The following is a 12,771-nucleotide window of genomic DNA, read 5'->3' as shown; positions in this document are numbered from 1 at the left end:
ATTAATTTTATATATAACGACATTAAATATTGCCCCTGTTACCAAAAACACTATTTTAATCATTTTTGTTCTCTGGCTTCGGCAGCAACACTTTACGGGATAGGCGGTATTTACCGGTCTTCTTATCAATTTCAACCAATTTAACCTGAACTTCCTCTCCCACTTCAAGAACTCCGTCCATTTTTTCAAGACGTTCCCACTTAATTTCGGAAATGTGAAGCAAGCCGTCTTTTCCTGGCAAGAACTCAACAAACGCGCCAAATGGCATAATTGACTTCACTTTACCAGAATAAACCTCTCCGATTTCAGGCACAAGAATGATTCCTTTGATACGCGTAACCGCTTTATCCATCGAAGTCTTGTCAGCAGAGAATATACTTACAAATCCTGCTCCATCTTTTTCTTCAATAGAAACCGTAGCACCAGATTCTTTCTGAATATCCTGAACAACCTTGCCACCAGGCCCGATTACGGCTCCAATCATTTCACGGTCAATCTTGATAACGATAGCGCGTGGTGTATGTGGTTTAAGATCAGCACGGCTTTCTGTCATCGTCTTATTCATTTCACCCAGAATGTGCAACCTGCCTGCTTTCGCCTGCATAAGCGCTTCTGTAAGCACTTCAAAAGAAAGACCATTCACTTTCATGTCCATCTGGCATGCTGTGATCCCTTTTTCAGTTCCTGTTACTTTGAAGTCCATATCTCCCAAGTGATCTTCATCACCCAAAATGTCCGAAAGAACCGCATACTTGCCGGTTTTTTCATCCGAGATCAATCCCATTGCAATTCCTGAAACAGGTGCTTTGATTTTCAAACCTGAATCCATCAATGCGAGTGATCCTGCGCAAACAGTTGCCATAGAAGACGAGCCATTTGATTCAAGAATGTCGGAAACGATACGGATTGTGTAAGGATTATCCTCAGCTACGGGCAATACTTTCTTCAATGCACGTAAAGCCAGGTTACCATGTCCAACCTCACGACGGCCAGGACCACGGTTTGGTTTTACTTCACCTGTTGAAAATCCCGGGAAGTTGTAATGCAGCATGAATTTGCTGTAACCGTATTTCATCGGCGTATCAACAATCTGCTCGTCATTTTTTGTACCCAAAGTAACCGTTGTCAAAGACTGCGTTTCTCCTCTTGTAAACAAAGCAGAACCGTGTGCATTTGGCAAAAAGTCAACTTCGGAAGCGATAGGACGAACTTCATCCAGTTTACGGCCATCCAGACGAATCCTTTCGTCCAAAACAAGGCGACGTGATGCCTCCCATACAAGGTCATTGAAATAACGTTTCGCCAGTCCTTTGTCGAATCCTTCTTCGTCTTCCGGAATAGAAGCCGTAAATTCTTCCCAAACTGCCTTGAAACCGTCTTTTCTAACCGTTTTGTTGGTAGAACCCAATTGCGTTACCGCATATATTTTGTCATAAGCAAATGCTCTCAAACGTGCTTCAAGCGCCTCGTCAGCTGCATCGCCTACATATTCTCTCTTTTCTGTTTTGCCAACCGCCGCTTCAAATTCTTTCAAAGCAAGGCATTGCTTCTTAATGACTTCATGTGCAACCTTCAAAGCTTCCACAACTTCTTCTTCGGAAACTTCGCTCATTTCACCTTCCACCATCGCGATGTCATCGTAAGTCGCGCCTACCATCAATTCCAATGTAGCACGTTCCAGATCCGCTGAACCTGGGTTAACGACATACTGGCCATCGATTTTAGCAACACGAACTTCTGAAACGGGTCCGCCGAAAGGAATATCAGAAGCTGCAAGTGCAGCAGAAGCGGCCAAAGCTGCCAATGCATCAGGCAATGCAGTTGCATCAGCCGACATCAGCAATATGTTTACCTGAACTTCTGCGTGGTAATCATCCGGGAACAATGGACGCAAAACGCGGTCCACCAGGCGGCTTATCAAAACTTCCGGATCCGAAAGCCTGCCTTCACGACGTTGGAAGCTGCCTGGAATACGCCCGGCAGAAGCAAATTTTTCTTGATAGTCAACCGATAATGGCAAGAAGTCAAGACCTTCTTTAATATCTTTATTAGCTACAACTGTCGCAAGTAACATGGTGTTACCCAAACGAACTACAACCGAACCGTCGGCTTGCTTTGCTAATTTTCCTGTTTCAATGGTGATTTCCCTGCCGTCTGGTAAGGGTATAGTCTTCGTAACTATATTAAAGAGCATAAAAAGATGTTTTTTGTAGCTGCGAAACGCCATCCTGACGTTCCAAATGTTTGTTAATTCCGCAAAAAATCAGGGAACTTTCATCTTGATGAAGTTCCCTGATTTTCAAATTACTTACGTATGTTCAATTCGGCAATAATCGCACGGTAGCGGTTAATATCTTTTTTGAACAGATAATCCAACAATCTACGGCGCTTTCCTACCATTTTGAGTAGACCAAGTCTTGTATCGTTATCTTTCTTGTGCGTTTTTAAGTGCTCGTTCAAATAGTTGATACGATACGTAAATAAAGCAATTTGTGATTCAGCAGATCCAGTGTCTCCGCCTTCTTTCTTAAAACCTTTTGATTCGAAGATCTCAGCCTTCTTTTCCGCGGTTAAATACATAATTGTAACAACAGATTAATTATTTTCAACTTTTTACAGCACCCTGCCGTAAATAAGGACGCAAAATTACGGTTTTTGACCCGAATTAAAAAATGTAATTTTACTATGATTGAATAAGCTGGGTTTTTCCAAATCTACTTGCCCACTTTTCTTTTATTCTTTTAATCAGCATGATGTAGACGTCTTTTTCAAATAACCGTGAGTCGCTTCTGGCCCGGTCGATGAAATACAATCCGGTCAAAAACAAAACTGTATTGGCCATCCATGCTCCCACGGGCACAATGAGTAAGCCTTCCTTCACCCATTTATCACCCTGGTTTGTGAGAACATATAGCAGGATAAAGAAAATAATCGACACCAGTACAGGCACCCCAAAGCCGCCTTTTTTAATGATCGCACCCAGCGGTGCACCGATCAGGAACATGATCAGGCACGACAATGCATTGGTATATTTATGGTGTTTTTCCAATTCATACTTGTTTGCATCCTTCAACTTTGTCTGCAAATAATCCTTCTGTGATTTGGTATAACTAAGCATGCTGTTGGCAGCGCTCTTGGTATTCATCAGGATCTCTTTTCTCAAACTGTCCGAAACCGGCTTAACCAGCAAAGAATCAATCCAGGGACCCTTTTTCAATGTTTTATCGGTCCCTTCCCGATAATTGTAAGAATAATATTGCTGACTTCCGGCCACCAGATTCTTCCGCGTTTCGTTGTAGGAATTGCGCAGTGAATCCGCCGTCGAAGTCAGGTCACTGATGTTCTTCATGAACTCATGGTATTTGAATTGTCCTTCATCGGTCCTCTTCATACCAAAGGATGAAAGGCTTTCGGTTAAGCGGAAATGCTTGAATGAGTTACGGCTGAAATTGGAATAATTAGGAGCACTGCTTCCGCCTATCGGTGAAGAGATATACGCAGGCCTTGCGCCGCCTGAACTCACCTCATCCGTGTAACGCGTGCCATTGTAAAGCTCGATGACCAGGTAACGATTATCATTAATTGAATACATCCGGCCAGAATCAGCCAGGATGATCTCGGTGTTGCCCACTTCATAGGAACGGTTGCTATGCTTGTAGATCACCATTCCTTTCAGCTTGCCATTCTCTTCCTTCTTATCCACCTTAATGCTGAATCCCGGCAAATCGTTATAGAAAATCCCTTCTTTAATCTTTAATGTGGCCTTCGTTGTTTTAATGTCATATAAAAGGCTGTAACCCTTTAAGTTAGCCCAGGGAGAAACCCGGTCATTGAAATAAAAGGAAAACACACTGACTGCTACGGCAACGATAAAAAGCGGCGCCATAGCCCGCACGACCGATATCCCAGCGCTTTTAATAGCCGTGAGCTCAAAAAATTCCCCGAGGTTTCCAAATGCCATCAGCGACGAAAGCAACATCGCCAGCGGAAGTGCAGTAGGAACCGTTATGAGGCTAAAAAAGAAGAATAATTGCGCATAGTCCGTGATTCCGAGATCTTTCGAGACGAAATCATCGATATAAAAAATCATGATCCGCATCAGAAAAACGAAGACCACGACGGACATTGTTATCACAAATGGCCCCCAAAAGGACATTAAAATAAGCTTATCAAGCTTTTTCATCAACTTCCTACTATATCTTTTAAATTATCAATGAAACCATCCCATAAGGAAGCAAGCTCACGTTCATCGCGGTTTGCAGAGTAATCTGTCACGCGCAGGAATGTCGTCTGGGTTAACTCGCTTACTTCAAGTTTAAGTTCCACATGGTTATTGTCAAGGTTGTCATCACTCGTGTTTTCAAAATCAAATCGCACCGCCTTATTTATCCTTAAACCCGTTTGTCTGGCAATGTGGCTGTCACCGTCCCACTGGAAATCGAAGCGGTGATCTGGCAGTACAGTGACTTTTTCGGCAAACCATTGTTCCAGTCCCGAAGGCGTCGATATATATGGAAAGAGTACTTTTGGTGAGGAGCGCAATTCAAATTCAGTAACAAATTTATATTTTTCCATACGAACTAAAATTAAAAAGGGTTAACCACAACAGTACCGCCTTATATGCTGATTTTAAAAGTTGTAATATAGCATAATTCGACAATAAATGTCATCAAAGTTAATTTTTGCTCTTTTACCGTAACGGAAATTTAGCCTTAAAATTGGAAAAACTGGTTGGAGTTTAATTTTATTTAACATACTTTTGCACCACAATAACACGGCGGGGTAGCTCAGATGGTTAGAGCGTAGGATTCATAACCCTAAGGTCGGCAGTTCGATCCTGCTCCCCGCTACCAAAGTTCAGACATCCCTGCGGATGTCTTTTTTGTTGCTCATGCTGCAACCTTTGGCGTCTAACGAGAATTAAATTCTCAAATTTTCGGTTTGCATTTATAGTCAAACGCTGATTCGCCTCTTATTCACCATGAAATTATTAATACAATACCTTAGCCGGTACAAAGCCCTTATTTTTCTGGCGCTTGTACTGGCCGCAATCAATCAGGTATTTTCTCTCCTGAACCCTTACATTCTCGGCAATTACCTGATCGACCCTTACGCCAACAAAGCCCAATATTACCGCGATAATGGCCTGGACGATGCATTTTACAAAGGCGTCCTGATGGGATTGCTCATGATCATCGGCGTGGCCATGGTCTCACGCATTGCCAAGGCATTTCAGGATTATGTGGTCAATGTCGTGATCCAGAAATTCGGTGCGAGCCTTTACACGGATGGGTTACGCCATGCATTGCGGCTGCCTTTTCAGGATTTTGAAGATCAGCGCAGCGGGGAAACGCTTTCGGTGCTGCAAAAGGTCAGGGCCGATTGTGAAAAGTTCATTACCAGTTTCGTTAATGTGCTCTTTGCTACATTGGTAGGGATCGTTTTCGTCGTCATTGTCGCATTTAAGCTCAGCCCCTCACTGCCGCTTATTTATCTGGTTGGGTCTGTGGTTTTGGCTATTCTGACGAGTGTTCTGAGCCGGAAAATTAAGGTTATTCAAAAGAACATCGTTAAAGAAACCACCGCGCTGGCGGGTTCAACCACCGAATCCCTGCGGAACATTGAGCTCGTAAAAAGTCTCGGGTTAACCCAGCAGGAAATCAGCCGCCTGAACACAACAACATTCAAAATCCTCAAACTGGAACTCAGAAAGGTCAAAAGCATTCGATCTATCAGCTTTATACAAGGCACGTTCGTGAATTTCCTTCAACAATGTATCATGTTCGCACTGCTGTTTTTTGTGTTCAAAGACCGGATTACAGTGGGTCAGATGATGATGATGCAGTTTTATTCCTTCTTCATTTTCGGGCCGTTGCAGGAACTGGGTAATGTGATCCTCTCCTACCGCGAAGCCGAAGCGTCGCTGAACAACCTGCAAACGTTACTGGCAAGGCCTGTGGAACACAAACCGGCAAATCCGGAAGTGATTACGGAAATTGAAGAGCTGCGATTTGACCATGTCCTTTTTCAGCATCAATCTGCGAACAGGCCAGCGCTGGAAGACATTTCTTTTGATGTTAAGAGAGGTGAAACGATCGCATTTGTGGGGCCATCCGGTTCCGGGAAAACCACATTGGTAAAATTGCTTGTAGGCCTTTATCATCCGATCACCGGCGCTGTTTATTACAATGGCATCAATGGTAACAGCATTGATTTTGATGAAATAAGAAATAAAATAGGCTTTGTAACGCAGGATACGCAGCTTTTCTCCGGAACAATCAAAGAAAATCTGCTTTTTGTCAATCCCGATGCGACGGATGAAATGATTAACGATGTCCTGCTGAAAGCGGCTTGTTACAATTTGCTGTCCCGGGCAGAAAATGGGATCGACACAGTCATTGGCGAAGGCGGATTGAAACTTTCGGGTGGTGAACGTCAGCGTTTATCCATTGCCCGTGCGCTGCTGCGCGTGCCGCATCTGATCATATTTGATGAAGCTACTTCTGCACTGGATTCATTAACGGAAGAAGAAATTTCAAACACCATCCGCAACATTACCGATCAGCGTCAGCACATTACGGTGATGATCGCACACCGGTTGTCGACCATTATGCATGCAGACAGGATTTACGTTTTGGAAAAAGGCAACATTGTCGAAACCGGCAGCCATCATGCTTTGCTTGATGAAAAAGGTTTGTACTACGCCATGTGGCGCCAGCAAATCGGCGAGCGTAAAGATGAGACGGTGCTTTCATAGCTTACTAGTGGTCAAAAGCTAGCAAGAATCAGGTTTTTCATCAGTCTGATGATCCATATTTTTGTCTTATCAAAATGAGGCAACAAACAGAAAATCAGACCGATGAAAGAAATTGACACGTTAGACTGGCAACACATTACCGAAGATCTGCACAATAAAGGATATGGCTTGATCGATCAGGTCCTGTCAAAGGATGAATGTGATCAACTGATTATATCTTACAATGAGCCAGTACATTACCGTAAAACCATTGTGATGGAACGTTACCGGTTTGGGTTGGGGGAATATAAGTATTTCCAATATCCGTTGCCAGCCGTTATCCAACATTTGCGTGAAAGCATTTATTCGAAACTCGCGCCGGTAGCCAACAAATGGATGCAAGTCCTGAATATCAACCAACATTATCCTGCCGTTTTTCGAGATTTCCAAACACAATGTCATGAGAAGCATCAAACCAAAACCACGGTTCTGATCCTTAAATATGGTGAAGGCGGCCATAATACATTGCATAAGGATTTGTATGGCGACATTTTCTTCCCAATCCAACTCGTCATTTTCCTGAGCGAACCCGGTACAGATTATGAAGGAGGCGAATTTGTCCTTACCCAGCAAACGCCCCGTGCGCAATCAAAAGCCATTGTCTTAAAACCAAAAAAAGGCGATATCCTGCTTTTCACAACCAATTTCAAACCGGTAAAAGGAACGAAAGGCTATTACCGGGTCAATATGAAGCATGGGGTGAGCGAGGTTCAATCCGGGAGCCGCTACACATTAGGGATCATTTTTCACGATGCGTTAAGCTAACATATGATCAAACATGCAGAGCTCGGTCCCGCGTCGATGGGAACAAGCCGAGAGTTGAAACGACTGATTGACGATCAATTGGTAAGATACGGCGGCAATGCCAGGCTCAAAATTTACGGAACATTGCAATGTGCTTCCGGAAAGCGCATGAAAGTGTCGAACCGCGTATTTTTTAGTTCTGAACAAGAAGCTGTTGCGCAAGGATTTCGCCCATGCGGACATTGCCTCCGCGAGGCTTATTTGAGATGGAAAGCGAATCAGGAGATTATTCCAAAACCTTGACGGTAAGACTTCGCCAGAGATAAAAAACCAAATAACTTTCCCAGCCTGCAAACTGCTGAAAAAGCCCTTCGATTTTCGCAGTTTCGCTCCGATCCTGGATAATGTTGTGATTGGAAAGCGCATTTAGTAAGCCAATATCCCCATGCGGAATGCCACCCGGTTCTTTCAGGGATTTCATTAATGCATAATTGGCCGTCCAAACGCCGATTCCTTTGTGATCCGTGAGTGCTTTTTTCCGGGCGGCGAAACTGGGTAACGCGCGTAAAGCTTCTTTATCGATGCTGCCATTGGCAAATGCTTTGGCAATGCCAATCACGTAATCCGATTTTTGTTTCGAAAACTGCATCTCTTTCAACAGATCAGGATCAGCGGCAGCGAGCACCTCGGGCTCGGGAAAAACATAGTAGGAATCATTTTCGTGGTCAATACGCTTCCCGTAATGTTCCACCAGCCTGCGTTTCACTTTGTAGGCGAACGACAAATTAATCTGCTGGCCGATAATGCACCAGCAAATGGCCTCGAAGAGATTTGAAATGCCAATCAACCGCAAACCTTTATAAGTTTCGGTCATGTAAGCAATGCGTCCGTCTGTTTTGAGCAGGTCGTAAAAAGGTTGAATGTTGGTGTCCATATCAAACCATTCCCGCACATAATCAATCAGATACGCTTTATTTTCCTGCGTGGGTTCCCCTTTTATAATGTTTAGTTCGAGAAAACCTGCGTGTTCTTTGATCGAGATCAGCAGGATATCCTCCCCTATTTCCAGTGCTTTAAAAATCGTGTCGCCCTTTATAATGTGCAGACAATCATCATAGTTCCGATTGAGAAACCACAGACATTCTTCAAAACTAAAAAGCGCCGGGATAGGGATCAGGATCTTATTTTCACTATTCATTTACCAAATGTAGGACAGCCAAAAACAAGCCAAAACCCGTTTCTTGCTGCATTATAGATCTTAATGTACGATTTTGAAAACCAATTCTTTGAGCAGCTCACCTTCCGGAATGCTCACGCCGTCCAGCCCTTTGAGCCTGGCATCACATTCCCGCAAATAGTGAATGATATTGGCCACTTTGGGTAGCGGATAATTGCGGATCGCAAGCAGATAATCCTTTACAAAATACGGGTTTACGCCAAGTTCGGTAGCAAGCCCTTTTTCTGTCTTGTCTTTGCTGGCGTGCGCAAGAAGCACTTTTGTGTAAAATCCAAAAAGGATAATGAGTATCGGCGCCAGCGGATTGTCCTTTGAATTTGCTGAGAAATAAGTGGCGATCTGATTGGCCTTCATGACATCACGCGTCATCAATGCCTTTTGAAATTCAAATACATTGTATTCCTTACTGATCCCCACAAACCGTTCAATGGCCGAAGCATCAATTCCTTCATCCACGCGCAGGTTGACCATTATTTTCCTGATCTCGTTGGATAGTCGCTTCAAATCATTGCCAATGTTATCAACCAGCATTTGCACGGCCTTCGGACTGATTTTCACGCCTTCGTGCTGACAAAAAGAAGTGACCCATTCCGGCAATTTATTGTCGTACATCTTTTTGGATTGCACAACCACACCATTCGTATTAATGGATTTGATAAAAGTCTTGCGCTCATCGGCATTGGCATGAAAACAAAAAACGAGCACCGTGCTGTTCAGCGGATTAGCAGCATAATCTTCAAGCCTGGCCTGCTGCTCTTTCTGCTCAATCCCACCCAGCTTATTGGCATCTTTTACCAAAATCAACTGCCTCTCGGCCATAAACGGGAAACGCCTTGCATAACTCAGCACGCCAGCCATATCCGTGTCTTTTCCATATAAAACAAACTGGTTAAAGCCCTTCTCAGACTCAGGCACGACGCGTTTTTCCAGCTCTTCGGCAATGGAATCAATGTAATACGGCTCGTCGCCGTGCAGGAAATAGATGGGCCTGAATTTCTTACTTCTGATCTCTTTAAGGACAATATCCGGTGTTTGGGCCATTGGGGATGCCGGTAAGCGATGATAATGTTAATGTGTTAATATAAACTCTTCCGACGCTTTTTGAAGTTCCGGGAAGAAGCTGAAAAATTTGTCGCGATAGAAATCTTCATGCTCGCGCAGCTCGAGTATAGCATTGCGTAGCGGTACAAGGTAGGTGGCACGGCGCGACATCCGGTGAAAAGTCAGGTCCACGCCCTCGAATGTTGCGTAACTCGTAAGCCAGTCTTCGCGGATCATTGCCTGCACCATCCGCGTCATGTCCGCAGGAATGTGTTGTTCATTGGCTTTGACAAGCGCGTAAATGTTTCGTGTGTAAGTAAAAAGCGGCTCGTGGGAAAACTGATCAAAATGTTTGGCCAGGAAATAATCAAAATAAATGTCCATCACAATGCCAGCCAATTTCCCCTGCGACAAGGCCGCTCTGTGCGTCGCTTCCCGAACAATCTCATGCTTATCTGTGAAGAAATCGATGAACCGGTGAAGCTTCAATCCGGTGACGAAGTCGGGGTCCCATGTTTCCGTTTTTTCATCGGTCAGGCGGCCCTTAATGAAATCGCCCACATAATTGCCCATAATCACGCCCTCCTTCGTTCCTGACAGCAAAATGTGTGCTAAAAAATTCATCTAAATGGCATTTTGGCAAATTTGCCGTACGTTTGTTTTCGCTACTCCTCTTGGAACAATTTTTTACAACAACAATTATTTTAATCAAACTAGCAAATGAAAGTCGAAAAAAATAACGTGATAGCGTTAACATACAGCCTGAGAATTCCTGATACAGATGGTGAAACGGATGTCGTCGAAGTGGTGACAGAAGAAGATCCAATGTACTTCATTCAAGGCATCAGCGGCCTTCCCGAGGGTTTTGAAAATCAGATCGAAGGACTTGTTGCGGGAGACATTTTCGAATTTACCGTGGCGCCGGAAGAAGGTTACGGTGAGTTTGATGAAGAAGCGATCGTTGAATTACCAAAGGCAGTTTTCCAGATGGAAGATGTGAACCAGGAGGAACTATTGCAGATCGGGAACATCATTCCAATGACCAATGAGGACGGCGAGCGCATGCACGGACAGGTTGTCGAAATCAAAGACGATTTGGTTGTTATGAATTTCAACCACCCATTGGCTGGAAAAGAAATGCATTTCAAAGGACAAATCATCTCAATCCGCCCAGCCACAGCAGAAGAGATCAGCCATGGTCATGTGCATGGTGCTGGTGGGGTGCATCATCATTGATAATTTTGACCGGGTCGCCGGGCGATGATTGAATGAGTGAATGAGTGAATAGGAAAAGAAAACATTCATTCAGTCATTCACTCATTGACTACATACTGCTCCACTTCAACTCCGAACCGCCTCAAAAACTCTACTCCCTCCTCAATCGCGATTCCCTTGTACGCGGCGTAGGAATGCAGGAAAATTACTTTTTTGATTTTCATTGTATAAATAACCCTGGCGCAGGCAATGCATGGCGCTAACGTTACAAAAAGCGTCGACCCTTCGATATTTGAGCCATTTTTTACGGCAAATAGAATAGCATTTTGTTCTGCGTGCAAAGCGAGTGAGCAGCTGCCTTTTGCGTCTCTCGGGCAACCCACTTCCGGAAACTCCTCGTCACAATTATGGGTTCCTGCCGGCGGGCCGTTATAACCGATTGAAATAATTCGCGTATCCTTCGTTAATACCGCACCGACCTGTGCTTTGATACAATGTGAACGCAGCGCCAGATTTTTTGCTAATTCCATGTAGATATCATCAAATTTCGGGCGCAAATTCGTTGTAGGTAATGTCATTCGTCTTTTCAATAATTTTTATACAAACTTATCGAATTGAAAACGGGATTCAACACAAGATTTTGAAGTATGATCAGAAGTTTTTTGCTAGCTCTTTTAATGGTTTCAACATTCCTACCTGCTTTTTCACAGCAGGAAAAGGTTGTGTTGAAGCTTGCGCAAGATCCGGCGTCATTGCTTAAAACCTATAAATTCTTCATTCAGGAAGTTGAGGATCAGCGCATTATTCCCGGTGCGGGTTTGGGAAAGGTGGTTTTGTTTGGAAAAGATGTTCCAGCTATGTTGCCGGGGAAAGCAGAGAAAGAACTTTTTACCTATTGGTCTTTTGCCGCGCCTAAAAAAGAACAGACTTACCTGCCATTATACATTAGTATTAAAGAACTGTCTTTAAACGAAAAGCGCGTTGCCCCAAATAAAGTCACGGGTGAGGTGAAGCTCTCTGTAAAATTCCGCTGGTACAGGAATATGCAGCCGGTGGAATTAACGAATTATCAAACCGCCGCCAATTACACCCGCCCCGAGAGGGAATATGATTATGAAAAGCTTGTAAAACAGCTTCTGGATCAATCATTGGCACATTTTCAGAAATGGATGACGCTGAATGCGGGAAAGAACCCGGCGCTGGCCAGGGATATTCAACTGGTTTTTAAGGAAATCGTGAACAATGATCCGGATACGGTTTTCTATTCACCCAAAAGACCACTGATATGGGAAGATTTTAAGGTGCGGAGCCCCAAACCCGGCAGCAGATACGCGGCGGCGGTGTTTACCAGTTTTGGTTATGAAGGCAGGTCTTACCCGAAAGACGAGGATCTCGTCGTTGAAATAGGCTTGAAGACATTTATGGTAAAAAGCATGTCCTGGGGTCGGCCGGAGTCCAGAAATGCAAGCACATTACGACATGAGCAGATCCATTTCGACATTACCAGGCTGGTTGTTGAAAAATTCAAAGCCCGGCTCCTCAAAGCCGATCTGACCATTGAAGATTATGACAGCGAAATTCAATATCAGTTTCTGGAAGCTTTCAGGGAAATGAATACCGATCAGGAACGCTATGACGGCGAAACGGGTCACGGCCTCAACGCGGGCGCACAAGCTGCGTGGGACCGGAAAATTGCAGGTGAAATCTCAGCCGTTTACGCAGTGCAGTAATGGTGTGA

13 protein-coding genes and 1 tRNA gene are annotated in these 12,771 nt (G+C 44.1%); 6 read left to right on the top strand and 8 right to left on the bottom strand.

Annotated elements, in window-relative coordinates; genetic code table 11:
* Positions 1-55 precede the first annotated feature (55 nt).
* From pnp to NFI81_RS05755, 4 genes are all read right to left on the bottom strand, one after another.
* Positions 56-2,194, bottom strand: coding sequence for a polyribonucleotide nucleotidyltransferase (gene pnp / locus NFI81_RS05770; RefSeq protein ID WP_234613510.1), 2,139 nt, complete (start codon positions 2,192-2,194; stop codon positions 56-58).
* A gap of 110 nt (positions 2,195-2,304) precedes the next feature.
* Positions 2,305-2,580 carry a 30S ribosomal protein S15 gene (gene rpsO, locus NFI81_RS05765; RefSeq protein WP_234613511.1) on the bottom strand — a complete coding sequence of 92 codons (276 nt, stop codon included), beginning with the start codon at positions 2,578-2,580 and terminating at the stop codon, positions 2,305-2,307.
* A 103-nt stretch (positions 2,581-2,683) separates the two neighbouring features.
* Positions 2,684-4,183, bottom strand: a complete 1,500-nt coding sequence (locus NFI81_RS05760) for an LptF/LptG family permease (protein ID WP_234613512.1) — start codon at positions 4,181-4,183, stop codon at positions 2,684-2,686.
* On the bottom strand, positions 4,183-4,575 hold the full coding sequence (locus tag NFI81_RS05755; RefSeq protein ID WP_234613513.1) for an START-like domain-containing protein: 393 nt from the start codon (positions 4,573-4,575) through the stop codon (positions 4,183-4,185). Before NFI81_RS05755 ends, NFI81_RS05760 begins: the two co-directional genes overlap by 1 nt.
* 201 nt (positions 4,576-4,776) lie before the next feature.
* Between NFI81_RS05755 and NFI81_RS05750 the strand changes: the two genes are divergently transcribed.
* From NFI81_RS05750 to NFI81_RS05735, 4 genes are all read left to right on the top strand, one after another.
* Positions 4,777-4,853, top strand: a tRNA-Met gene (locus NFI81_RS05750).
* A gap of 128 nt (positions 4,854-4,981) precedes the next feature.
* A complete protein-coding gene (locus tag NFI81_RS05745; RefSeq protein ID WP_234613514.1) occupies positions 4,982-6,757 on the top strand; it encodes an ABC transporter ATP-binding protein in 1,776 nt (591 codons plus the stop codon).
* A gap of 102 nt (positions 6,758-6,859) precedes the next feature.
* Entirely contained in the window at positions 6,860-7,561 is a 702-nt protein-coding gene (locus tag NFI81_RS05740) for a 2OG-Fe(II) oxygenase (RefSeq protein WP_234613515.1), read from the top strand.
* 3 nt (positions 7,562-7,564) lie between these two features.
* Entirely contained in the window at positions 7,565-7,843 is a 279-nt protein-coding gene (locus tag NFI81_RS05735) for an Ada metal-binding domain-containing protein (protein ID WP_234613516.1), read from the top strand.
* On the opposite strand, the gene NFI81_RS05730 is transcribed toward NFI81_RS05735, so the two are convergent.
* From NFI81_RS05730 to NFI81_RS05720, 3 genes are read right to left on the bottom strand one after another with little or no spacing between them, the layout of a single operon-like run.
* A complete protein-coding gene (locus NFI81_RS05730; RefSeq protein ID WP_234613517.1) occupies positions 7,827-8,738 on the bottom strand; it encodes a DNA-3-methyladenine glycosylase family protein in 912 nt (303 codons plus the stop codon). The two genes, NFI81_RS05735 and NFI81_RS05730, sit on opposite strands and share 17 nt — an antisense overlap.
* A 60-nt stretch (positions 8,739-8,798) precedes the next feature.
* Complete coding sequence (gene holA, locus NFI81_RS05725) at positions 8,799-9,818, bottom strand: DNA polymerase III subunit delta (protein ID WP_234613518.1); 1,020 nt, start codon at positions 9,816-9,818, stop codon at positions 8,799-8,801.
* 27 nt (positions 9,819-9,845) lie between these two features.
* A complete protein-coding gene (locus tag NFI81_RS05720; protein ID WP_234613520.1) occupies positions 9,846-10,442 on the bottom strand; it encodes an acyl carrier protein phosphodiesterase in 597 nt (198 codons plus the stop codon).
* Positions 10,443-10,538: 96 nt separating this feature from the next.
* On the opposite strand from NFI81_RS05720, the gene NFI81_RS05715 reads away from it, so the two are divergent.
* Entirely contained in the window at positions 10,539-11,054 is a 516-nt protein-coding gene (locus NFI81_RS05715; RefSeq protein WP_234613521.1) for an FKBP-type peptidyl-prolyl cis-trans isomerase, read from the top strand.
* A 77-nt stretch (positions 11,055-11,131) separates the two neighbouring features.
* Here NFI81_RS05715 and NFI81_RS05710 read toward each other — a convergent pair whose 3' ends face one another.
* Positions 11,132-11,611, bottom strand: a complete 480-nt coding sequence (locus NFI81_RS05710) for a deoxycytidylate deaminase (RefSeq protein WP_234613523.1) — start codon at positions 11,609-11,611, stop codon at positions 11,132-11,134.
* Between the two features lie 69 nt (positions 11,612-11,680).
* Here NFI81_RS05710 and NFI81_RS05705 point away from each other — a divergent pair, with 69 nt between their 5' ends.
* Positions 11,681-12,763 (top strand): DUF922 domain-containing protein, encoded by a 1,083-nt coding sequence (locus NFI81_RS05705; RefSeq protein WP_234613525.1) that lies wholly within the window; start codon positions 11,681-11,683, stop codon positions 12,761-12,763.
* The last annotated feature ends 8 nt before the right edge of the window (positions 12,764-12,771 follow it).

Origin of the sequence: Dyadobacter fanqingshengii, assembly GCF_023822005.2 — a bacterium.
GTDB classification, from domain to species: domain Bacteria; phylum Bacteroidota; class Bacteroidia; order Cytophagales; family Spirosomataceae; genus Dyadobacter; species Dyadobacter fanqingshengii.
The sequence above is the reverse complement of the archived record's forward strand: the minus strand, read 5'-3'. Positions and strand labels throughout refer to the sequence as shown.